Origin of the sequence: Clostridium sp. AF19-22AC, from assembly GCF_003479085.1 — a bacterium.
GTDB classification, from domain to species: domain Bacteria; phylum Bacillota; class Clostridia; order Lachnospirales; family Lachnospiraceae; genus Faecalicatena_A; species Faecalicatena_A orotica.
In genome coordinates this window covers 49,071-73,158 of sequence record NZ_QUGN01000012.1, presented here as the reverse complement: position 1 = coordinate 73,158, position 24,088 = coordinate 49,071, and the positions used below count along the sequence as shown (strand labels likewise).

At 44.0% G+C, this 24,088-nt stretch carries 20 protein-coding genes, 1 other RNA gene and 1 other annotated feature; of the genes, 18 read left to right on the top strand and 3 right to left on the bottom strand.

What is annotated here, in order from left to right:
- Nucleotides 1-225 precede the first annotated feature (225 nt).
- Complete coding sequence (locus DWX43_RS14675; protein ID WP_109732109.1) at nucleotides 226-1,917, top strand: phosphoenolpyruvate carboxykinase (ATP); 1,692 nt, start codon at nucleotides 226-228, stop codon at nucleotides 1,915-1,917.
- 143 nt (nucleotides 1,918-2,060) lie between these two features.
- On the opposite strand, the gene DWX43_RS14670 is transcribed toward DWX43_RS14675, so the two are convergent.
- Nucleotides 2,061-2,843: an EFR1 family ferrodoxin gene (locus DWX43_RS14670; protein ID WP_109732110.1), complete on the bottom strand. Its 783-nt coding sequence runs from the start codon at nucleotides 2,841-2,843 to the stop codon at nucleotides 2,061-2,063.
- 176 nt (nucleotides 2,844-3,019) lie between these two features.
- Here DWX43_RS14670 and ssrS point away from each other — a divergent pair.
- The 12 genes from ssrS (at nucleotide 3,020) to dltD (ending at nucleotide 16,847) form a co-directional block, all read left to right on the top strand.
- Nucleotides 3,020-3,198, top strand: a non-coding RNA gene (gene ssrS / locus DWX43_RS14665) — 6S RNA.
- 259 nt (nucleotides 3,199-3,457) lie between these two features.
- The gene (locus DWX43_RS14660) at nucleotides 3,458-4,285 is read left to right on the top strand and encodes a YihY/virulence factor BrkB family protein (protein WP_181368750.1); all 828 of its coding nucleotides are present in this window, start codon (nucleotides 3,458-3,460) and stop codon (nucleotides 4,283-4,285) included.
- A 67-nt stretch (nucleotides 4,286-4,352) separates the two neighbouring features.
- Entirely contained in the window at nucleotides 4,353-5,375 is a 1,023-nt protein-coding gene (locus tag DWX43_RS14655) for an AraC family transcriptional regulator (RefSeq protein WP_182440711.1), read from the top strand.
- A gap of 111 nt (nucleotides 5,376-5,486) precedes the next feature.
- The gene (locus DWX43_RS14650; protein WP_118620809.1) at nucleotides 5,487-6,488 is read left to right on the top strand and encodes an aminoglycoside phosphotransferase family protein; all 1,002 of its coding nucleotides are present in this window, start codon (nucleotides 5,487-5,489) and stop codon (nucleotides 6,486-6,488) included.
- Between the two features lie 7 nt (nucleotides 6,489-6,495).
- Complete coding sequence (locus tag DWX43_RS14645; RefSeq protein WP_118620808.1) at nucleotides 6,496-7,854, top strand: MATE family efflux transporter; 1,359 nt, start codon at nucleotides 6,496-6,498, stop codon at nucleotides 7,852-7,854.
- A gap of 41 nt (nucleotides 7,855-7,895) precedes the next feature.
- Nucleotides 7,896-8,128, top strand: a binding site (T-box leader).
- A gap of 42 nt (nucleotides 8,129-8,170) precedes the next feature.
- A complete protein-coding gene (gene pheS, locus DWX43_RS14640; protein ID WP_109732115.1) occupies nucleotides 8,171-9,190 on the top strand; it encodes a phenylalanine--tRNA ligase subunit alpha in 1,020 nt (339 codons plus the stop codon).
- Between the two features lie 45 nt (nucleotides 9,191-9,235).
- Nucleotides 9,236-11,653 carry a phenylalanine--tRNA ligase subunit beta gene (gene pheT, locus DWX43_RS14635; protein ID WP_118620807.1) on the top strand — a complete coding sequence of 806 codons (2,418 nt, stop codon included), beginning with the start codon at nucleotides 9,236-9,238 and terminating at the stop codon, nucleotides 11,651-11,653.
- A gap of 31 nt (nucleotides 11,654-11,684) precedes the next feature.
- Nucleotides 11,685-12,710 (top strand): tRNA preQ1(34) S-adenosylmethionine ribosyltransferase-isomerase QueA, encoded by a 1,026-nt coding sequence (gene queA, locus DWX43_RS14630; RefSeq protein ID WP_118620806.1) that lies wholly within the window; start codon nucleotides 11,685-11,687, stop codon nucleotides 12,708-12,710.
- 59 nt (nucleotides 12,711-12,769) lie between these two features.
- The gene (dltA, locus tag DWX43_RS14625) at nucleotides 12,770-14,266 is read left to right on the top strand and encodes a D-alanine--poly(phosphoribitol) ligase subunit DltA (protein WP_118620805.1); all 1,497 of its coding nucleotides are present in this window, start codon (nucleotides 12,770-12,772) and stop codon (nucleotides 14,264-14,266) included.
- Nucleotides 14,266-15,438, top strand: a complete 1,173-nt coding sequence (dltB, locus tag DWX43_RS14620; protein WP_118620804.1) for a D-alanyl-lipoteichoic acid biosynthesis protein DltB — start codon at nucleotides 14,266-14,268, stop codon at nucleotides 15,436-15,438. The genes dltA and dltB overlap by 1 nt, the downstream gene beginning before the upstream one ends.
- 25 nt (nucleotides 15,439-15,463) lie before the next feature.
- Nucleotides 15,464-15,700 (top strand): D-alanine--poly(phosphoribitol) ligase subunit DltC, encoded by a 237-nt coding sequence (dltC, locus tag DWX43_RS14615; RefSeq protein WP_118620803.1) that lies wholly within the window; start codon nucleotides 15,464-15,466, stop codon nucleotides 15,698-15,700.
- 1 nt (nucleotide 15,701) lies between these two features.
- Complete coding sequence (gene dltD / locus DWX43_RS14610; protein ID WP_118620802.1) at nucleotides 15,702-16,847, top strand: D-alanyl-lipoteichoic acid biosynthesis protein DltD; 1,146 nt, start codon at nucleotides 15,702-15,704, stop codon at nucleotides 16,845-16,847.
- 280 nt (nucleotides 16,848-17,127) lie between these two features.
- Here the strand turns inward: dltD and DWX43_RS26995 are convergent, their stop codons facing one another.
- Both DWX43_RS26995 and DWX43_RS14595 read right to left on the bottom strand, forming a co-directional pair.
- Nucleotides 17,128-17,271: a hypothetical protein gene (locus tag DWX43_RS26995; protein WP_182440710.1), complete on the bottom strand. Its 144-nt coding sequence runs from the start codon at nucleotides 17,269-17,271 to the stop codon at nucleotides 17,128-17,130.
- A gap of 153 nt (nucleotides 17,272-17,424) precedes the next feature.
- Nucleotides 17,425-18,270 (bottom strand): LysR family transcriptional regulator, encoded by an 846-nt coding sequence (locus DWX43_RS14595; RefSeq protein WP_279220795.1) that lies wholly within the window; start codon nucleotides 18,268-18,270, stop codon nucleotides 17,425-17,427.
- A gap of 195 nt (nucleotides 18,271-18,465) precedes the next feature.
- On the opposite strand from DWX43_RS14595, the gene DWX43_RS14590 reads away from it, so the two are divergent.
- From DWX43_RS14590 to DWX43_RS14570, 5 genes are all read left to right on the top strand, one after another.
- Nucleotides 18,466-19,470, top strand: coding sequence for an asparaginase (locus DWX43_RS14590; protein ID WP_118620800.1), 1,005 nt, complete (start codon nucleotides 18,466-18,468; stop codon nucleotides 19,468-19,470).
- Nucleotides 19,471-19,519: 49 nt separating this feature from the next.
- The gene (locus DWX43_RS14585) at nucleotides 19,520-20,710 is read left to right on the top strand and encodes a M20 family metallopeptidase (RefSeq protein WP_118620799.1); all 1,191 of its coding nucleotides are present in this window, start codon (nucleotides 19,520-19,522) and stop codon (nucleotides 20,708-20,710) included.
- A gap of 33 nt (nucleotides 20,711-20,743) precedes the next feature.
- The gene (locus tag DWX43_RS14580) at nucleotides 20,744-21,448 is read left to right on the top strand and encodes a DUF5058 family protein (protein ID WP_118620798.1); all 705 of its coding nucleotides are present in this window, start codon (nucleotides 20,744-20,746) and stop codon (nucleotides 21,446-21,448) included.
- Between the two features lie 31 nt (nucleotides 21,449-21,479).
- Nucleotides 21,480-22,154: a hypothetical protein gene (locus DWX43_RS14575; RefSeq protein WP_118620797.1), complete on the top strand. Its 675-nt coding sequence runs from the start codon at nucleotides 21,480-21,482 to the stop codon at nucleotides 22,152-22,154.
- Nucleotides 22,155-22,354: 200 nt separating this feature from the next.
- Nucleotides 22,355-24,073, top strand: a complete 1,719-nt coding sequence (locus DWX43_RS14570; protein ID WP_118620796.1) for an EAL domain-containing response regulator — start codon at nucleotides 22,355-22,357, stop codon at nucleotides 24,071-24,073.
- Nucleotides 24,074-24,088 lie beyond the last annotated feature (15 nt).

The window sequence follows — 24,088 nt, the reverse complement described above, 5'->3', positions numbered from 1 at the left end:
ATCTCTGAAAAGTAATAAAATATCAAGAAAAAGATAAATAAACAACGTGAAAATGCAGGAATGAAAAATAGAACTTGCATTTTCACGTTCTTTTTTACTCTTTTTCAAGTATTAGCACGCATAAATGAAACTATGGGCAATATAACTTTCAGTAAAAGTATTGACTTTTCAATATAAACATGAGATAATTGAACAAATTTCGATTTGAAGGAGGAAATTAACACTATGTCAACTAAAGCATATTATCCAATTAGTGAAATTGGAAAAGGCAAACCAGGATTTTCAAAGACAAGATCTATTATTGAAGCAGCATTTTACGGAAACAACGTAGTTCCAGTTAACACATTAAAAGAGGCTTATAACCTTGCAAAGAATTCTCCGGGAACAATCGTAACAGATATGCCTGTATACAGAGGCGAAGAATTTGGCCTTGATGCAGACGCTAAAGTTCTTTTATTCAACGATGGTGCCATCACAGGACGCTACGCAGCAGCACGCCGCATCGCAGGTGAGCCGGGAGTAGACTGTGAGAAATTGGACAAAGTGGCTATGGATGCAATCTACAGCGCACGTTACAAAAAGCTGTATCATGCAACTGTATATGCAGGACTTGATCCTGAATTCATGGTAAAAGTACACCTCCTGATTCCGGAAGGCGAAGAGAACATCATGTATTCCTGGATGCTGAACTTCCAGTACATGTCAGATGACTATGTAAAGATGTACAGAGATTCTGTAGCTGTCGGCGAAGGAAAAGAACCAGACATCTACATCTTCTCAGACCCGCAGTGGGCACCGGTTTCTCATCCGGGAGTTGACTACAGCTGCTTAAGCGACCCGCAGACCCTTTGCTACTTCAACACAGATACAAACTGTGCATGCATCCTTGGTATGAGATACTTCGGAGAGCATAAAAAAGGTACACTTACAATGGTATGGGCAATTGCTAACCGTAACGGGTATGCTTCATGCCACGGCGGACAGAAAGAATATACACTTGCTGACGGAAGCAAATATGTTGCATCTGTATATGGTCTGTCAGGATCAGGTAAGTCTACAATTACACATGCTAAGCATGATGGAAAGTATGAGATCAAAGTTCTTCATGATGATGCTTTCATCATCAACACAGATACATGTGCATCTATCGCGATTGAGCCGACATATTTTGATAAGACTCAGGATTACCCGACAGGATGCGAAGACAACAAGTACTTACTGACAGCCCAGAACTGCTCAGCAACACTTGATGAAGACGGAAAGATCCAATTAGTAACAGAAGATATCAGAAATGGTAACGGACGTGCTATCAAGTCTAAATTATGGTCACCTAACCGTGTAGATAAGATTGACGCTCCTGTAAATGCAATCTTCTGGATCATGAAAGACCCGACAATCCCGCCGGTAGTTAAGTTAAAAGGATCTTCCCTTGCATCAGTCATGGGTGCTACACTTGCTACTAAGAGATCTACAGCAGAGAGACTTGCTCCTGGCGTAGACCCGAACAAGCTGGTAGTTGTACCTTACGCTAACCCATTCAGAACCTATCCTCTGGTTAATGACTATGAGAAGTTCAAAAAACTGGTTGAAGAGAAGAATGTAGACTGCTACATCATCAACACAGGAGACTTCATGGGCAAGAAAGTACAGCCAAAGGATACACTTGGAATTCTGGAAGCAATCGTTGAGAAGAAGGCTGAGTTCCACCAGTGGGGACCAATCTCAGACATCGAGATCATGGATTGGGAAGGATTCGTTCCGGATATGAACGACCCAGAGTATGTTGGACAGCTGAAAGCCCGCATGAATGACCGTGTAAACGAGATCAAAGCATTCGAGACAGCAAAAGAAGGATATGACAAGCTTCCTGAGGATGCACTTGCAGCAATCCAGAAAGTTGTTGACGAATTAAACTAATAAACAAATTGGCTGCGTGACCAAACATTCTCCATTCACGCAGCCAGATAAAAGACCGGCCCGGCTTTATGGACGAATCATTCCATTAGCCGGGCCGGTCTTTTGCTTATTCCTGCGGGCAGAGAGTCTGGCGGAAATTCTTTTTACAGGAAGATGTCTGCTGCTTTATCATTCTGACAGACTTTTGTGAGCTTTCTCTGAGCCATTTTCAGTTTAAATTTATTGACATATCTTGCTTTTTGTTTGCAGCCGCGCACACATTTCAGACATGAGATACATTTCTTGTTATTAGTCTTCTTCGGGTCTGCTGAGGAAATCGCACCGGATGGACAGGACTTTGCACAGGCTCCGCATTCAGTACAACGGCTCACATCTGTCTTCGGATAAAGGGGAGTACGGCTGTACTTTCTGTAAGGAGAGTTTCCGGGCACCTGAATGTTGAAGCCGTCAAAAGATTCCTCCTGTTTCAGGCGTCTGTTCAGCTGGATGCCAAAGTCGGCTATGATCTTCATATCGGATTTGTTTGGACGGCTAAGACCGATCGAACGTACGATAGAGTGCTCCACAGGGAAAGCACCGGCCCCAATTACCTTGAATCCACGGTTCTCCACCTCAGTCTTTAACTCCAGAAGTGCGTCCTCGTATTCCCGGCATCCGTATGTAGCCATCAATGCGGCCGGGGTGTTATCACCTTTGAGTGTGTCAAAGTATTCCAGAAACGTCTGGGGGACACGACCACCATATACCGGAATACCGAAAATTACGAAATCATTTTTTTTGAACTGCAGCACAGGTTTCTTTTCCTTGTGCACCGTGAGATCGAAGGAGACGGACTTTAAATCGATATTTCTGGCAGCCTCCATGATGACCTTGCGAGTAGTGCCTGTCGGGCTGAAATAGACTAGTTTTAACTCATTCATTTTCATAAACTAAGACTCCTTTATCAGATAAGTATACGCGCCTGACAGTATGCCCGGCACGTTTTGGGTATAAAAATAACTATACCATATAATAGTAGAAAATGCACGCGGCATGTGAGAAATAAAATTAGGATTCAATACCAGTTGTAAAATTTATTTAAATGGGGTATAATACATTTAGAGAAAACCTGGAATGTTCGATAACCCTGTTATTTTGAACCTACAATACTTTAAACGGGATTCTTATATTTCTGTAATATGTCAGGCCTCCGATTAGCAGTGGAAGACAGAAAAGCAGATGCGGTTGCCCACCTAGCTGCGGCTAGGAGTCAAAATACAGGACCGGCATTTTGGGGAAACTTACTAAAGATAAAGACAGCTGTCAGCGTGCAGCTGTCTTTTCTTTTTATCCAATTTACAGCTTTTTGAGGCTTTTGCTCATATACAGGGAAGACCGCGGTTATACTTGTAAGAGAACAGTAACATTATGGCACGGTTTGAACAGACCAGAATGCGGTCAGACTTGAATAAATTTCCTCTTTATGGTATGATTTGAAATATTTCTTTTATAAATGTGTAAGACATGGTAAAAGGTCAAAAAGAGCGGGGTGAAGGGAAGAATGAAGAAGACTTTTGGAAAAGTGAGTTCACTGGCACGTATAGTAGGTTCACACCATACAGGGGCGTATGCGGCACAGGCGGCTTATTTTTTTGTACTTTCCTTAATCCCTACTATATTATTGCTGCTGACGCTCGTCCAGTTTACCCCTGTGACCCGGCCGGATGTGATGGAGGCGGTGACACAAGTGTTTCCAAGCTCGGTGGAAGGGCTTATCGTATCCATTGTGGACCAGGTTTACGCACAGTCCGGCAGTGTGATCCCGATAACGATCATCGTGGCCCTGTGGTCTGCGGGGAAGGGAGTACTTTCCATGACGTCAGGACTGAACCTGATTTATGAAAATACAGAGACTAGAAATTATATATATCTCCGGTTCAGGGCATCTTTTTACACTGTTATATTTATTCTTGCAATTGTACTCTCCCTGACGCTGTCTGTATTTGGCAACAGCATCAGTTTATTTGTCTATAAACATGCGCCGGTGCTGACAAAGATCATGGATCTTATCATACGGATCAGGACACTGCTGACGCTGGTCGTCCTGACACTTTTCTGGGATCTGGTGTATAAGTTCCTGCCGAACAGGACGAACCTTTCGAAGACGACGATGAAGCAGCAGCTTCCGGGAGCTGTGTTTACTTCGTGTGGCTGGCTGCTGATATCTTTCGTGTTTTCTGTATATCTGGATATATTTACAGGTTTTTCCAGTATGTACGGGAGCCTCACAACGATTATACTGATTATGCTGTGGCTGTATTTCTGTATGTATGTCATCCTTCTGGGAGGGGAACTGAATGCACTGCTGGAAGGATACGGGAGCAGGTAAAGGCGCCAGTGGCAGATCGTAAGATATGCGAAAAAGTGTGCACGAAAGGAAAGGGGTTTGTGATCTTATGGATAAAAGGCTCATAGCAGAGTTTGCAAGGCAGGAAACGGAAGACCTGTACAGGATGACAGAGAGTCTTGAGAATTCAGTGAGTGAAGAATTTGGCAATGCAAAACAGCTGATCCCGATGATTCAGAATCACATACCATATACACAGGCGGAACTGTTAGAGTTTTCAATTAACGAGTCACTGGTCAGGATTTCAGCGGAATTCAGCATGAGAAAGCATACATCCTGTCTTCTTCCCTATTACCACAGCCATGATTTTTATGAAATAATCTATGTGTGGCAGGGGGCAGGCGGGCAGATGCTGCCAGGCAGTCCGCGGCGGATAGAACTTCATGAGGGAGACTTGTGCATCCTGACTCCGGGTATGGTCCATACCATGCTTCCCTGCGGGGCTGGGGATATTGTTTTGAAAATTATTGTACCGGTTCCTATGATGAAAACGTTTCTTCATAATCTGCAGGCGGAAGATGGTGAACTTGCAGATGAGGAAACCGGACTGCCGGAAATGCTTCTGAAAAAAAATGAATTCTATATATTTTATAATAGTACTGAGACAAGTCATGTAATCAAACGGCTGGTGGATGATCTTTTGCATGAAACCTATTGGGGAACCTCTTACAGGATTCCGGCAATCAAGAATCTCCTCCAGCTTTTGCTTATTGCACTTGGCCGGAGCAGTCTTGAAAAAGCAGAGGACAGTATTTTCCATGAGGTTTGTTCTTATATCCGGCAGAATATATGTACTGCGAATTTTGAGGATCTGGCCCGTCACGTTGGATACAGCGGGAGACAGCTGCGCCGAAAGATCGCGGATTCAACAGGCGGGACTTTTTCAGATATTCTCTGGCGGATCCGCATTGAGGAGGCGGCATCGCTTTTGAACGGGTCGGACATTCCGGTAGAGGAGGTTGCGGGAGTGATCGGATATAAGAGTACTTCCGGTTTTTATAAAAGATTTGTGCATGTATTTCATATGACTCCTGCGGCGTATCGAAAGTTATACCGGGGACCGGTGAGCTAACATGTCCTTTCAGGAAAAAAAGGTGTCCTCCGGGAAAATTGTTTTTACATACCTTCCGTGATATTGTCTATGCATACTGCATTTAGATAAGCATAAGGAGGTCACGCGTGAATGAAGAGTAAAACAAAGAATCTGTTAACCGAGGATGAAATCAAACATCTTGTTAAGGTGAATTTTGGCAGTTCCTGTGAAGTGGGCGGCATTGAGGAATTAAAAGGCGGTATGTTCAATTCTATCTACCTGATCCACCGTCTCCATGAAAAGGATAGTATTGTATTAAAGGTCGGAGTCATCCCCGGAACAACTCTGCTGACCTATGAGCAGGACGTCATGCCTACAGAAGTCGAATGTTACCGGATGATCAGGGAGAAGACTACAGTGCCTGTACCGTCAGTACTGGCCTGTGATTTTAGTAAAGAACATATAAAGAGCAATTATTTCTTCATGAGTACATTAACCGGTGTGACTCTGCAAAAAGCAAAAAAGAAAATGACAAAGGAGAATCTGAATAAGATTCAGGCTGAACTTGCAGGATATCTGGCACAGCTCCATGAGATCAAGGGGCCTTATTTTGGTTATTTCAGCGAAGATACCAAAAAGCAGTATCCTACATGGAGGAAAGCATTTTTTCGGATGTTTCAGCAGATTTTGGAAGATGCAAGGGAACATCAGGTCAGGATTCCATATGGGAAAATAGAAGCGGCTTTAAGAAACAATGCCGGATATCTGGACGAACTTCTGACTCCGGCGCTTGTGGAGTATGACTGCCATGAAGGAAATGTTTTCGTGAAAAAATGCGGGGACGAATATGTAATCGAAGGGATTCTCGACTTCGAGCGAGCGTTCTGGGGAGACCCCATCGCCGATTTTCCGACGGCATTTGTATTTACCGATGATATTCGGAAAGAAAAAGCATTTCTGGAAGGGTATCTGAAGGCAGCCGGAAAGGATGCCTATAGCGAAGCAGATGCAGTAAGATATCAGCTCTACCGTCTGTATATCACAGTGATTATGGCTGCTGAGACATTCCGCTATGATTTCCCGTATTCCAGAATACAGGGGATGTGGGCAAAATACCAGATCAGGAAGTGCCTGAAAGCACTCGGACAGTGAGGCACCTATGGAGACGAATGATAATCAGGCTCTTTTGGAAAATGCCCCGGTTAGTACGTTAATAAGAAAAATGTCTGTCCCTTCCATCATCGGGGTTATGGCGTATAACCTTTATAATCTGTTTGATACCATTTTTATTTCAAGAGGTGCGGGGAGCAGTGCCGTAGGTGGTGTGGCTGTCTCGTTCCCTCTTTTCCTCTTTCTGTCAGCAGTTTCCTCGACGCTGGGCAGCGGGGCGGCATCTGTGATGTCACGGGCATTTGGCCGGAAGGATTACGAAAAAGCCACTAAAACGGCGGCAAATACCTTTTTACTGTTTTATATAACTGCAATTCTGGTGACCATCCTTGGCCTTTGCTTTCTGGAACAGTTTTTGTATGCTATGGGTGTGACGGATACCCTGCTTCCTTATGCCAAAAGCTATACCCGGATCATACTGGCGGGAGCCGTGACCAGCACCGGTTTTTCCAGTCTGATCCGTGCGGAGGGGAGCAGCAGATATGCAATGTATATCTGGGTGATACCTATGTCTGCTAATATTTTACTGGATATACTGTTTATCTTTGGACTTCGCATGGGGGTTATTGGAGCGGCGGCCGGAACCGTAATGGCACAGGCAATTTCCATGTTCATGAGCATTTATTACTTTTTCCTGTCTGGCAAAAGCTGTCTGAAGTTTTCAGTGAAAGATTTTATACCGGATAAAGACATCATCAGGGAAGTCATATTGATTGGAATACCATCCTTTCTGCAGATGTCAGGATACAGCATATCTATCATCATCGTGAACCAGTTTTTGAGAAAATATGGCGGTGATCTGCCGATCAGTACATATGGAATTGTAAGCAGGGTTAATACCCTTTTTCTTTTTCCTGTCATGGGACTTGTCCAGGGGATACAGCCCATTATAGGTTACAGTAATGGTGCCGGAAAACCGGTAAGGACAGCCGAAACGTTGAAAAAATCTTCGATACTTGCGGTCCTGTACGGGGCTTTTGGATATCTTGTGATCCTGCTGTTTTCCAGTCAGATCCTTCGTCTCTTCACAACAGATGAAGGCATCCTGAAGCTGGGAAGTACTGTTTTAAAACTCACGAATGCAGGAATGATACTGAATGGTCTTTTAAATATCCAGTCAGCATATTTTCAGGCGGTTGGGAAGAAACTGCTTTCTCTGTTTCTAGTGCTGTGTAATCAGGTGATCTGTTTTATTCCGATTACATTTTTACTTGGCAGTATATTTGGATTATCAGGAATCTGGTACTCATTCCCTGTATCAGCCCTGCTGGCATCCGTGGTTTCCGGCCCTATTACCGTATATTCGGTGAGAAAATCCTTGACATTCAAAAACCGTATGTTACAATAATAACGTGAATTCGATATATTTCGAAGAATATAATAGACCAGAAAAAAGCGATAACCGTGTACAGTAGAGCCCCATTTCCTATCAGAGAGAGAAAATCACTGGCTGAAAGTTTTCTTTAGTTCAGATGGCAATCGAAATTCCCACGATAGCTGCATTCTTGAAATGAATGAAGAGTAGAGAATGACGTATGTTGTACGTTACACAAGACTAAGTGTCCATAGCTTATGCTGTGGGAATTAGGGTGGTACCGCGAATATCTGACTTCGTCCCTTTTTAGGGATGAGGTCTTTTTTAGTATGAAGGAGGAGAATGATTCATGAAAGAAAAATTGGAGCAAATCAAAGCGGAAGCGATTGCACAGATTCAGTCATCTGATGTTCCGGAGAAGCTGAATGATGTGCGTGTAAAGTTTCTTGGGAAGAAAGGTGAGCTGACGGCAGTCCTGAAGGGGATGAAAGACGTGCCGGCTGAGGAGAGGCCGAAAGTCGGACAGCTTGTGAATGAGACGAGGGCTGCGATAGAGGCTGTTCTGGAAGAATCCAGAACGAAAATGGAGAAGATTATCAGGGAAGAGAAGCTGAAAGCAGAAGTAATTGATGTGACACTGCCATCCAGAAAAAATACAGTCGGACACAGACATCCGAACACGATCGCGCTGGAAGAGGTAGAGCGTATCTTCGTGGGTATGGGATATGAAGTCGTGGAAGGGCCGGAAGTCGAGTATGACATGTACAACTTCGAGAAGCTCAATATCCCGGCTGACCATCCGGCCAAAGATGAGCAGGATACATTCTATGTAAACAAAGATATTGTGCTGCGTACCCAGACATCACCGGTTCAGGCGCGTGTGATGGAGCAGGGGAAACTTCCGATCCGCATGATTGCGCCGGGAAGGGTATTCCGTTCAGACGAAGTGGATGCGACACATTCTCCTTCTTTCCACCAGATAGAGGGACTCGTTATTGATAAGAATATCTCATTCGCAGACTTAAAAGGAACGCTTGAGGTATTTGCAAAGGAGCTGTTCGGGCCGGAAACGAAGACAAAATTCCGTCCACATCATTTCCCGTTCACAGAGCCGAGTGCCGAGGTGGACGTAAGCTGCTTCAAATGCGGCGGGAAAGGATGCCGTTTCTGTAAGGGATCAGGCTGGATTGAGATTCTGGGCTGTGGAATGGTGCACCCTCATGTATTGGAGATGTGCGGCATTGACCCGGAAGTATATTCAGGATTTGCATTCGGGGTAGGGCTGGAACGTATCGCTCTTTTGAAATATGAGATTGATGATATGAGACTGCTGTACGAGAATGATATCCGTTTCCTGAAACAGTTCTAAACTTATTATAGAAAGATCAGAATCAGAAAGTGAGGAAAATTATAGATGAATACTTCATTATCATGGATTAAAGCGTATGTTCCGGATTTAAATGTGACTGCGCAGGAGTATACAGATGCAATGACGCTGTCAGGAACTAAGGTGGAAGGGTTCGAAGAACTGGATGCCGATCTTGACAAGATCGTGATCGGACAGATAGATAAGATTGAGAAACACCCAGATGCGGATAAACTGATTATCTGCCAGGTGAATGTCGGCAAAGAGATTGTACAGATCGTGACAGGCGCAAGCAATGTACACGAAGGTGACAAGGTTCCGGTCGTACTGGACGGCGGACGTGTCGCAGGAGGACATGACGGGTCTAAGACACCGGGCGGGATTAAGATTAAAAAAGGAAAACTGCGCGGGATTGAAAGTTTTGGAATGATGTGCTCTATCGAAGAACTGGGCTCCACAAAGGAGATGTATCCGGATGCGCCGGAAAATGGAATTTACATCATGCCGGAGGATGCCGAAATCGGGGCAAGCGCTATAGAGGCACTCGGACTGAACGATGTCGTTTTTGAATATGAAGTGACGTCCAACCGTGTAGACTGCTACAGTGTAATAGGAATCGCGCGGGAAGCAGCAGCTACTTTCCGCAAAGAGTTCATTCCCCCGGTTGTAACAGAGACGGGAAACAGTGAGGACGTGAACGACTACATCAAGGTTTCCGTAGAAAACACGGACCTCTGCCCGCGTTACTGTGCAAGAGTCGTAAAGAATGTCAAAATCGCACCTTCACCGGAATGGATGCAGAGAAGGCTGGCTTCTGTAGGAATTCGCCCGATCAATAATCTGGTTGATATTACAAACTATGTAATGGAAGAGTACGGACAGCCGATGCATGCATATGACCTTGAGACGATCGCAGATCATCAGATTGTAGTAAAGACTGCTCAGGACGGCGATAAATTTACAACACTGGACGGACAGGAAAGAAACGTGGATAAAGATGTCCTCATGATCTGCGACGGTGAGAAAGCCATTGGTCTTGCGGGAATCATGGGCGGTGAAAATTCCATGATTACTGATGATGTGCAGACAATGCTGTTCGAGGCGGCATGCTTTGACGGTGTAAATATCCGCAAATCCAGTAAAAGGGTCGGACTTCGCACCGATGCATCCGGTAAGTTCGAAAAAGGGCTTGATCCCAATAATGCAAAGGCTGCCATTGACCGCGCCTGCCAGCTGGTAGAAGAACTGGGAGCAGGAGAAGTGGTAGGCGGAACCGTCGATGTATACGGTAAAGTAAAAGAACCGGTACGTGTACCGTTCGATGCAGATAAGATAAATATCCTGCTCGGAACAGAGATCCCGGAGGCGGAGATGCTGGGATATTTTGAGAAGATAGGTCTGGAATATGATGAAGAAGCGAAAGAAGTGATTGCACCGACGTTCCGTCACGATTTATTCAGACTTGCAGACCTTGCTGAGGAAGTTGCAAGATTCTACGGATACGATAATATTCCGACAACCCTTCCGACAGGGGAGGCTACAACAGGAAAGCTTTCCTACAAGCTCAGGGTTGAGGAAGTTGCGAGGGATATCGCCGAGTTCTGTGGCTTCAGCCAGGGAATGAGTTATTCCTTCGAAAGCCCGAAGGTATTTGATAAATTACTGCTTCCGGCAGACTCTCCGCTTCGCAGTACTGTTGAGATAATGAATCCGCTGGGAGAAGATTACAGTATTATGAGAACGACCTCCTTAAATGGAATGCTGACTTCACTGGCGACAAACTATAACCGCAGGAATAAAGACGTGCGTCTGTATGAACTGGGAAATATTTACCTCCCGAAGACACTTCCGCTGACAGAACTTCCAGAAGAACGCATGCAGTTTACGCTGGGTATGTACGGGGACGGCGATTTCTTCAGCATGAAGGGTGTAGTGGAAGAGTTCTTCGAGAAGATTGGTATGAAGAAGAAAGAAACTTACGATCCGAATGCAGGTAAACCATATCTGCACCCGGGACGTCAGGCAAATATTATATATGAAGGTAAAGTTGTCGGATTCCTTGGAGAAGTCCATCCTGAGGTGGCGGATAATTATGGTATCGGTGAGCGTGCTTATGTGGCGGTGATCGATATGCCAGAAATCATGGAATTTGCCACATTTGACAGAAAGTATACCGGTATCGCAAAATACCCGGCAGTAACCCGTGATATCAGTATGGTGGTGCCGAAGAGCATTCTGGCAGGGCAGATAGAAGAAATTATCGAGAAAATGGGCGGAGCTTATCTGGAAAGCTATAAGCTGTTCGATTTATATGAAGGTGCACAGATCAAGGCAGGCTTCAAATCCATTGCATACTCCATTGTGTTCAGGGCAAAGGACAGGACGCTGGAAGAGGCAGATGTTGCAGCGGCAATGAAGAAAATCCTGAAAGCACTGGAAGAGATGGGAATCGAGCTGAGACAGTAAGGAAACCTGACGATGAAAGAAGGAAAAGAGATTGAAGACAAGTGATTTTTATTATGACCTTCCAGAGGAACTGATTGCCCAGGACCCTCTGGAGGACAGGTCAGGTTCAAGGCTCCTTGTGCTGGACAAGGAGACCGGGGAAATAAAGCACCGGATGTTCCGCGACATTACAGAATACCTCAGGCCGGGAGACTGCATGGTTATCAACGATACAAAGGTGATTCCGGCAAGGCTGATAGGCTCTAAAATAGGAACAGATGCAAAGATAGAAGTACTTCTTCTGAAAAGGAAGGAAAATGATGTCTGGGAGACTCTGGTAAAACCCGGCCGCAAAGCAAAACCCGGTACAAGGATTAGTTTCGGGGACGGCCTGCTTGTAGGAGAAGTCATCGATGTAGTGGAAGAAGGCAACCGGCTCATCCATTTTGAATACAAAGGTATTTTCGAGGAAATACTCGACCGGCTCGGACAGATGCCGCTTCCTCCCTATATCACTCACCAGCTTCAGGACAGAGACAGATATAATACAGTATACGCGGTCCATGAAGGATCAGCCGCGGCACCCACGGCCGGCTTACATTTTACGCCGGAGCTGCTGGAGGAGATACAGGAAAAGGGGATTGAGATTGCACGTGTTACGCTCCATGTCGGACTCGGGACTTTCCGTCCGGTCAAGGTAGATGACGTGACGGAGCACCATATGCATTCGGAATTCTATCAGATTGATGAGGAGGCGGCCAAAAAGATCAACCGTGCCAATGATAACGGCGGCCGGGTAGTCTGCGTAGGCACGACAAGCTGCCGTACAATCGAATCAGCAGCCGATGAGAACGGCCGTCTGAAAGCTTGCAGCGGGTGGACAGAGATCTTTATCTATCCGGGATATCAGTTTAAGATACTGGACTGCCTGATCACAAATTTCCACCTGCCAGAATCTACGCTGATCATGCTCGTATCCGCGCTGGCTGGAAAAGAGCATGTACTGGTGGCTTATGAAGAGGCAGTAAAGGAACGGTACAGATTCTTTAGTTTTGGGGATGCTATGCTGATTGTTTAATACCGTTTTCTATAATTTTTGACATATATGAAGTATAATGACGTGATGGGAGATGACAGATGAAAATACTGGATTTATTAGAAACATACAAGGTGTCAGAGAGACTTGCTATGATTTCTGAAACAGAGACCCTGACTTACCGGGAGCTATGGGAGAAGTCGGAAAGTCTGGCAGCATATATCAATGACAAGTGTGGGACAGATAAGACTCCGGTTATCGTATATGGACATAAAAGCCCCTGGATGATGGTGTGTTTTATTGCATGTGTAAAATCAGGCAGGGCTTATGTTCCTGTGGATATCAGTGTACCCAAAAGCAGGGTGGAGGCTATTATCGATTCTGTAGAGCCGAGGATAATACTTGCATCAGAGGAGTTTGGTGCATACAGGGATTATTTCTGTTATGATGTCAGGCATAATACATATCACGGAGGCACTAAAGTAAGCCCGGAGGGATATGTAAGGGAAGAAGATATCTTCTACATTATATTCACATCAGGCAGTACAGGGGTGCCAAAAGGTGTACAGATTACTTATGGGGCACTCAACCATTTTACGGAGTGGGCACTTAGTCTGGGGCAGATAGAGAAGCAGCATAAGAAGATTATCAATCAGGCACCATTTTCCTTTGATTTGTCAGTCATGGATTTATATATGAGCCTGGCAAGTGAGTCCTGTCTGTGTGTTCTGGAAAAAGAAGCACAGCAGGAGTATAAAAGGCTGTTTGAACGGCTGGCTGTGACGAATGCAGATGTTTGGGTCTCTACCCCTTCATTCGCCGATGTTTGTTTGGCAGACCCTTCGTTTAACCAGAAACTGATTCCAAATCTCCGCTTATTTCTATTCTGTGGGGAAACCTTGACGAATAAGACAGCAGGCGCATTATTGCAACGTTTTCCAAAGGCAGAGGTATACAATACTTACGGTCCTACAGAAAGTACTGTTGCGGTTACAGAAGTGAAAGTAGATTCAAAGCTGAACGGGCAGTTTCAGCCCCTTCCGGTAGGCAGGGTGAAGCCGGGAACTCAGATTCACATTATGGATGGGGAGAAGATTGTTCCCGAGGGGGAAAAGGGAGAAATTGTCATTTCTGGAAATACAGTCAGTGCAGGATACTTCAAGAACCAAAAAGAAAATGACAGGGCATTTTATGTAACAGATCAGGGCGGAAATCTCTTACGCTCATACAGGACAGGGGATAAGGGATATTTTAAAGATGGAATGCTGTTTTACTGCGGCAGAATTGATTTGCAGATTAAGCTTCACGGCTACCGGATGGAATTAGAGGATGTGGAGGAAAATCTGATGAAAGTGCCTGGAGTAAAAAAGGCGGCTGTGGTTCCTGTTTCAGATAATGGCAAAGTTAAATATCTAAAAGCTTGCTGTATTTATGAAAATAATATAGAAGATAAACGTCGGGAAATGAAAAAAGTGAAAGCCGAAATGGCTAAGTTCGTACCAGACTATATGGTTCCAAGAAAAATAATATTTGTGGAATCTATCCCTATGACTAACAATGGAAAAGTGGACAGAAAAAAATTACAGGAGATACAGTGATGTCTTTTTATGATAGCTTATTATTTTTTATGGTGCTGATCATTGCTCTGATACCAGCTTTTATAATGGGAATTGTGGAAAAAAAGAAAAAACTGTACATTGTTTTTATTTCCGTAGTTATGCTTGTGCTGGTCTATAAGGATACACCGTCAGAGTTGTTGTATCTGGGTGCTTTTACTTTTTTGGAATGGCATATCATTGCCATATACCAGTGGATTCTCCGTCGGTATGGAGCAGTGAAGCAGATGTTCCATCATGCGGTCTTTCTTGCGTTGCTTCCGTTGGTTATTTCAAAGCTGAGCGGTCTTTACGGTCAGCATTGGTTTTCATTTTTAGGAATATCCTATGTGACGTTTAAATCGCTGCAGATTATTATTGAAAGCTATGATGGTATCATCGTAAGAAGCCAATTTATACCGACGATGGGGTTCCTCCTCTTTTTTCCGTCTATCAGCTCAGGTCCTATAGACAGGAGCAGAAGGTTTGAGGAAGATCTGGAATATATCAAAAGCCGGAAGGAATATTTGGAACTGGCAGGAAAAGGAATCTGGAAGATTATGGCCGGGCTTTTGTATAAGTTTGTCCTATCCTCTGTTGCTTTTGAAATTCTTCAGATGATTGACGGAAGATATAAACCGCAGTATTTGGTTGCGTATGCGTATGTATACGGTATATACATGTTTTTTGATTTTGCAGGCTATAGCCTTATGGCAATTGGTACAAGCTATATTCTGGGAATTTGTACCCCTGATAACTTTAATAAGCCGTTTATCAGCAAGGATATCAAAGAATTCTGGGACAGATGGCACATTACATTATCCCATTGGTTCAGGGATTTTGTTTTCTCGCGATTTATGATGAGTGCCATTAGGGGAAAATGGTTTAAGAACCGCTTAAATGCCGCCGCAGGAGGATTTATAGTTAATATGTTGCTCATGGGACTGTGGCATGGTCTGACCGTTGATTATATTCTATATGGACTGTACCATGGAGTCCTGCTTGCGGGAACCGAAGTTTATCAGAAAAAAAGTAAGTTTTATAAACAGAATAAAGGAAAAAAATGGTATAAAGCTTTGTCATGGTTCATTACTTTGAATTTGGTGATGTTTGGTTTCCTGATTTTTTCGGGATATTTATCACAGACGTACCTTGCGGTGGCAAAAAGCATTTAACTGAGTAGAAAGGAGAGTCAGAAGAGTGGAAGAGAAGTTATTGGATATTATGGAAGAGATTTGTGACGATGGGGCAGTGAGAGAAGATTTAGATTTGGATTTGTTTGAAGAGGGATTTTTGGATTCTCTGGCAATTGCGGAATTGCTGATTGAGATTGAGGATGCATTCCATGTTACACTGTCACCAACGGAATATGATAAGGAAGAATTTTCAACTATCCATAAAATAGAGCAGATATTAATCGGAAAAGGTGTAAAATAACATGAGAAAGATATGTGCCTTTATAGTCGGCATTCTTTTATTCATCGCGGCTGTATTTTGCTTTGACAGGCATTTGGACAGCAGTATTAGCAAGAACAAAGAGGCAGTCAGAAACTATAGAAGCTATGAAAGGTTTTGGAGTTATGACATTCAGAAACAGGTGATTGATGAAAATACCCTGCCCATCTTTGGGTCATCTGAATTAGTTTCCCTCGGGGACTGCCAGAGTTATATTTCAAGTTTTTTGAACAGTGATGATATGAATATTGTTACAATTGGCGGGGATTATTTCCAGTCGCTCAGTCATATCATGGAGTTGGGATCCATAGAAGACTGTCTGAAAACTAAGAAAGTAGCACTCTTCTTATCTCCCCAGTGGTTCGAAAAAGGAGGAATTTCATCCGATGCATTCCCGCAGCGGTTCGGAGAAGAACATTTTTTGAACTTTCTGGCAAATAAGCGTATCAGCGATAAAAATAAGGAGTATGTCATAGACAGGACATTGGAGCTTTTAAAAGACAGTCCTATCCAGCTTGCGAGAGTAGAGAACTATAAAAAAGGTTATGAGAATAAGCTAGGTATATATGGGATGTATTCTAAGCTGATGTCGGAATTCTGGGAGCTGAAGGACAAATATGCAGTTTATAAAGATTTAGATTCCATGGAGCACAATTTGCCTAAAGTGGATTTGAAGAACATGGACTTCACTGAAATGCTGAATTTTGCTGAGGAACAGGGAAAGGTATACTGCACGAATAATGACTTTGGAATCCATAACCAGTATTGGACCGACTATGTGCAGGAGCCTTTTGAGAATGGGGAAGTGGAAAAGAAAGAGCAGGCTTTTACGGAGTCCATTGAATATGATGACCTGACCTGTTTTCTGGATGTGGCTAAGGAGCTCGGTATTGAGGTGATAGTAGTAAGCATACCAGTCAACGGTGCTTGGTATGACTATCAGGGTATGCTCTGTGATGATTATTATAAAAAAGTTGCCAATCTGGTGAAACCCTATGAAAATGTAGCTTTTGTTGATATGACACCATACGCACACGAAAAGTATTTTATGCATGACGTTATGCATCTTGGATGGAAAGGATGGACGAGGGTGAATGAAGCACTTTATAGAGAATTTACGAAAGAATAAAATACTTCAGCTTGCAGGGGGAAGCCTTGCAGTCTGTCTCATTGCCTGTCTGTGCCTGCTGCATTTTCTGAATGCAGACATTTCACAGGCACCGGCCTTTATATACAGTCAGTTTTAAGTTGGACAAAAAGACATCCCTTGTTAAGAAATTTATTCTTAATAGGGGATATCTTTAGTTTACAGGTATAAAAGCTGTATCATCCACCGCCAGTTAAAAAGGGAAGGTTACCTTGTTATTTTTTGAAAATTGTCTATATATTCCTTTGCCCCGTCTGCATAATCAGCTCATCCACGTCGGCAGGCTGTCAAAATCAATCCAGCCAATAGTCTGTTTTTTGAAAAGTGAAATACATACGATGGCAAACGTCCTGACAGGTAAGATTTTTCCGGCTTCCTCAAGCTGTTCTAAATATTTTTCGTACATAATAAAACCCTCCAAGTAAAATCAGTAATAATCAAATCCCAGCTTGTGGCAGGGACATTATTGCGGAAAAACACCTAAAACAGTATTTGAATATATAGATTTGCAACCATTAGAAACACATTCCCATTTAACAGGTTTCATCCATAATTCAGATCATTCTAAGAAGTTACCTTCCAACTCGTTTTTCACCTCTTCACAAAGGACCCCAAGAATCATTTTGACTGGCTTCTCCAGTTTTTTGCGTTTCTTACAGACATAAGCATATTCCATACTCAGCGGGAGCTGCCGCAGTGGGATTGATATCAGATCGTTGCGCCGCAGGACACGCTGGTGGGTCTGGAAGGTTATCATGACACCATTTGGAAATGTATCCAGAAAATCCATATTGGAAGAACGGACATTGCGTTCAAGAATCCGGCATTCTTTGGGGAGGTAGGTGCCCAGTGATTCATCTTTTAATCTCATACTGTGCTGTGTGCTGCTTAGAATGCAGTGCTTCAGCTTGTTTAAATCAGGCTTTTCCCCTTCTCTAAAATAAGGGTTCTGGCGGTTTGTCAGCAGAAAATAGGGTGTTCTGCAGATTGGGAAATAGGCCAGGCCATGTCCGGAGAAATACTTCTCATAATTTTTCTGCTGTGAATAGGGAATGATGATCAGACCAAATTCTGCTTTCTCACTTTCAACCAGTTCTATGACCTCATCCAGATCATTTTCTGTGAATTCGATAGGCAGTTGAGGATATTGCTGCATCGCATCCAGAATATGGTTGATATACAGGGAAGATTCTATGGTTGCTATCGTTACATGCGAAAGCTGTTCACAGCGGCATGCTTTTTCCAGATTTGCAAGCTCCTCAAGAAGGCCCTCGGCCTGTGTCAGATATCGTTCTCCCTGGCTCGTGACAGTGAGTCCTTTTTTGCTTCTGGAAAAAAGAGCAAATCCCAATTCTTCTTCCAGTGCGGCCAGTGTCCTGCTCAGATTAGGCTGCGCCATAAACAGAACATCTGCGCTTTTGATATTTTTCCATATTTTCTAATTGTCAGTGCACATCTGATTGCCTGAAATTTGTCCATGATATTCCCCTTTATTATATGTATATCAATTCTGATATGTCAATATGCACAAATAGAATTTTATTTTCTAAGTGATGAATGATATTATAAACAAAAATACAGAGAAAGTAAAGGAGGTCATATGAAAAAGAAGCTTCTTCTTATTGCGACCGGAGGGACGATTGCATCAAAATCTTCCGGAAAAGGGCTTTCCCCTTCCATATCTCCGGAGGAACTGCTGAACCAGCTTCCAGAAATACCGGAAGAATGTGAAATCGACACGTATTCCCTGCTGAATATCGACAGCACGAATATTCAGCCGGAACATTGGCTGCTGATTGCAGGAACGGTAGAAAAAAACTATCCATTCTATGACGGGTTTGTTATCACACATGGGACGGATACGATGGCGTATACCGCGGCAGCTCTTTCTTATTTGATTCAGGATCCAGATAAGCCGGTGATTCTGACCGGTTCACAGAAACCTATCATCGATGCAGTTACAGATGCGTGGAAAAATCTGCTTGATAGTTTCCTGTTTGCCTGTCATGAGAATGTGTACGGAGTATATGTGGTATTTTCCGGTCAGGCCATTCTGGGTACACATGCAAAGAAAATAAAATCAAAAAGTTTTGAGGCTTTTAACAGCATCAATTATCCTGCGGCCGCATTTATCAATGGACGCCATGTGATACAGTACACGCCTTCACAGAGTCCTGCAGAGAAGGTGAGATTTTACCATAAACTGAATCCACGGGTGTTTGTCCTGAAGCTGATACCGGGAGTGAACCCGGACATACTTGATTATATTGCCCTCCATTACGATGCTGTTTTAATAGAAAGTTATGGTGTGGGAGGCCTGCCCTTTGCAAGCCCGAGAAATTTTATTGACAAATTGGAGCATTTAAAGGAACAGGGCTGTATTGTGGTGGTTGCTACACAGGCGATGTATGAGGGCAGTGATATGTCTGTTTATGAAGTAGGAGTCAGGGCGCTGCAGGAATATGACGTGCTGCAGACTTACGATATGACCGTGGAGGCGGCAGTTACTAAGCTGATGTGGATTCTGGCAGAGGAAGAAGGGGGTGTAAGGATAAAAGAGATTTTTTATACTCCGATTAACAATGATATCCATACCTTCTTCTAATAAGCGGTAAAAAAGATAAGTGAAAATAACAGGAAAGGAATTGAAAACGATGAATATTCAGGAATATGCAGAGGAGATTCAGGGGGAAATTACAGACTGGAGGCGTGCCATGCACCAGTTTCCTGAACTCGGGGTGAGCCTGCCGAAGACGGCCCGGTACATAGCAGGGCAGCTTGACAGGATGGGGATTTCATACAGCAAATGTGCCGATGGTTCCGGAATTGTTGCTCTGATTGGAAAACACAATACGGGAAAAACAGTTGGTCTCCGGGCAGATATGGATGGACTTCCGGTCAGTGAGAAGACCGGACTGGACTTCGCCTCATCGAACGGCAATATGCATGCATGCGGACACGATTCACACGCGGCAGCGGCTTTGGGGGCGGCGAAGATATTGAAGGCAATGGAAGATGAGCTTCCCGGACGGGTAAAGATTTTATTTCAGCCGGGTGAGGAGACTCTGGACGGAGCAAAGGCAATGATTAAGGATGGGGCTCTTGAGAATCCTAAGGTCGATGTCCTTTTGGCGATGCATACGATGAACAAAGAAAATGTTAAAAACGGCAGTATTGAAATTGTGGAGAATGAGCGTCATGTGTATTCTGCGTCCAGTGATGCATATATCATCCGTATCTATGGCAAAGGAGGGCATGCGGCAATGCCGGAAAACTGTGTTGATCCGATCCTTCCGCTGTCTCAGCTTATCGCAGCTATTCAACAGATTGTCAGCCGGGAGATTGCCCCGATTGAACCTGCGGTTATAACAATATCCGGAGTGCATGCCGGAAACGAATCTTTTAATGTTATTCCCGATTATGCGGAACTCAGGGGGACCTACCGTACCCAGAACCCCTTTGTCCGGACCTATATCACAAAACGTCTTAAGGAACTTGCATCAGCTGTCTGCACTGCATTTCGGGCGTCGTGTGACGTACAGATTGAGGAAGGGGTCCCATCCCTTGTAAATAGCCCGGAGGTTTTGGATACAATAGCAGATACTTATCAGACAATGAAGTGGAAACAGGATTTGATCCGCAGCAGCACGCCGCTCATGGGCGGGGAAGACGCGGCCTGTTTCTTTGAGAAAGTCCCGGGAGGATATTTCATGTTCCTTACAAATAAAACATGCAAAAATTCTTATTATCCCGTCCATAATGCCATGTATGATCTGGATGATGAAATATTATATCAGGCTTCCGGGCTGCTTGCAGAAACTATCGTAAATCTTATGAAAAAATAAGAGCAATTCAACCGTGTTCAGGAGGTATTTTCAATGAAAGAATATTTAAAAGTGGCAAACAGCCCTATTTTCTATATTATTACTTTTATACTTTTTGCAATCATTATTGTTCAGGTCTTTGTTTTTATCCGGATGGCTCTTAAGAGGGCCAAACAGCTGAATATTCCCCATTCACAGATAAAAAGTGTTGTGAAAACCGCATCTGTTACGACGGTGGTTCCCAGTATTGCGACGGTCATCGCGCTGTTGACACTGGTACCTATTATGGGGCTCCCATTTTCCTGGGCCCGCCTTTCCGTGATTGGTTCGCTTTCCTATGAACTGGCTGCCGCTAACATGGGGGCGGATGCTATGGGAGTGGCACTGGGGCAGAGTGGCTATACCATGCAGGCATTTTTGAATTCTGTCTGGACTATGACTATTGGTTCAAGCGTTATGATAACCTTTACACTTTTCTTTTTTAAGAAATACAAACAGCAGTTGTCAAAAAGCATGGAAAAGAACAGGAATTCAAATTGGAATAAAATATTTATATCCGCCGTTTTACTGGGTGTCTATGCCAAGTTTATTCTGGAACCGGTCGTTTCGGGGGGCTCCGCGTTGGCGGCTATGCTGACAAGTGCTGTATTTGCGCTGATTATTGAATGGTTTATCAAAAAAACAGGTTTCAGGTGGCTGCAGGATTTTTCCTTATCTATCAGTATGATTTGCGGAATGGCGGCAGCATGCCTGTTATAATTAAAAATTAGTAGAAAAGGAGATAAATATTATGAATGATATAAGTACGGCATATGATAATCAGGCTCACAGAATAGGACGGATTTCTCTTGTTATTGCATTCGTCTGTACTCTGTTTTTCCCGGCGGCGATTGCAGTTTACTATAAAGTACCGCTTCCGTTTCATGCGATGGGGGCAAGCTTCACGGCAATTATGTTAATGATGATTCCGGCATCTATCGGGGACTTCTTCAGTATCGCGCCGATCGTCAGCCCATCTGGTATGTACATGATGGCGCTTACAGGGAACTTTACTAATATGAAGATTCCGGCTACGATAGCAGCACTGGAATCTGCGGGGCTGGATCCGACAGAATATACGGAAGAATCCAATGTACTTTCAACTCTGGCTGTCGGCGCATCAACAATTACATGTGAACTGGTAATTTTCGCAGGTGTCCTGCTGCTCACCCCGCTGTCGAAACCACTGGGTAATCCTGCCCTGGCACCGGCCTTCAATAATATCGTGCCCGCCTTATTCGGTGCACTCGGGGTTACCCTGATTAAAAAGTCACCGAAGCTGGCAATTGCACCGATTATACTGGGATTCCTTATCATAAAATTCCAGCTGATCCCAAGTTCATTTATACTGCTGGCACTGGTACTCCTTTCAGTTGCAGGGGGACGTATTATCTACAAAATAGATGAAAAGAAAGTTGAAAAATAAAATTACAGAAGCAAAACGAACGGCCAGAAGGTAAAGTCTCCTGGCCGTTCATTTTGATTTCCGCCTGCTGATGTGCAGGCAAAACAATTGCCTTTTTAAAAGTACTATGATAAAACCAAATGGTATATATTAGCTTTTTCTAAACTGCACATTTATTCCAAATAATAATACATAAATCTCAAAGACAGAGGGGTGAAATCATGTTTTCACGGAAAAAAATTTTAGTTGTGGAAGACAATCCGCTAAACAGGGGCTTATTATGTGAGATTCTTGCTTCCGATTACGATGTACTGGAGGCGGAAAACGGGCAGGAGGCCCTGGATGTTTTAAAGCAATATAAAGAGGGCATTTCTCTTATTCTGTTGGATATTGTTATGCCGGTCATGGACGGCTATACCTTTCTATCTATCATGAAAGCAGATCCGGCTTATTCCTCAATACCTGTTATTGTAACAACACAAAATGACGGTGAATCGGATGAAGTTGCGGCATTGTCCCACGGGGCATCTGACTTTGTTGCCAAGCCTTACCGGCCCCAGATAATCCTGCACCGCGTGGCAAGTATCATTAATCTGCGGGAGACTGCGGCTATGGTGAACCTGATACAGTATGACAGACTGACAGGGCTGTACAGTAAGGAGTTTTTCTATCAGCAGATTAAGGACATACTGCTTCGGAATCCAGAGAAGCAGTATGATATTATCTGTTCAGATATTGAAAATTTTAAACTGATTAATGACGTTTTCGGAGTGCCGACAGGGGACCGGCTGCTGTGCGGCATCGCAGATATGTATAAGAGGCGCGTGGGCAGCAGGGGAATCTGCGGACGGATGAATTCAGATCAGTTTGCATGCCTTCTGGAGCGGCGGGAGGGGTTCACGGAGGAACTCTTCAGGACGGCGACGGAAGAAGTCAATGCATTTATGGATGTCAGGAACATCGTGATGAAATGGGGAATCTATTATATAGAAGACAGGACAATCTCTGTAGAGCAGATGTGCGACAGGGCGCTTCTTGCTGCCCGCAGTATCAAGGGACAGTATGGCAAATACATCGCGGCTTATGATGATACGCTCCGCAACAGTATGCTCAAGGAACAGATGATTACAGACAGCATGGAATCGGCACTGGCACAGAACCAGTTCCAGATATATCTTCAGCCCAAGTACAGGATAGAGGATCAAAAGCTGGTTGGCGCAGAAGCGCTGGTCAGATGGATTCATCCGGAGTGGGGATTCCAGTCTCCGGCTGAGTTTATCCCCTTATTTGAGAAGAATGGATTTATTACAAAGATGGACCAGTATGTATGGGACAAGACCTGTGCTGTCATAAAGGAATGGGAAGTGGAAGGGCTTCCCCCGATATCGGTATCTGTGAATGTATCCAGAGCGGATATCTACAATGCAGATCTGGCAGAAATTTTAATGAGGACGGTTAAGAAGTATAACCTGTCCCCATCACATCTGCATCTGGAAATTACAGAGAGTGCGTATACGGAAAATCCGACACAGATTATTGACACGGTCAGACAGCTGCGTGAACTTGGGTTTATTATAGAAATGGATGATTTCGGAAGCGGTTACTCTTCACTAAATATGCTGAATGAGATGCCTATTGATATCCTGAAGCTGGACATGAAATTCATCCAAAGCGAGACTGCCAAGCCGAACAGCCAGGGAATCCTGCAGTTTATTATTGCACTTGCGCGCTGGATGCATCTGAGTGTAGTGGCAGAAGGGGTGGAAACAAAAGAGCAGTTTAACCGTCTCAAGGAGATTGGCTGTGATTATGTTCAGGGTTACTATTTTGCAAAACCAATGCCATGTGCGGAGTTTAAAGAACTTCTCGGGAAGCAGGAGCATTCAGACACAGAGGAGTTTCCGGCAGAGATGAAATATAAAGGACAGGCGAGTGAATAGATACAGTCCGCAGAA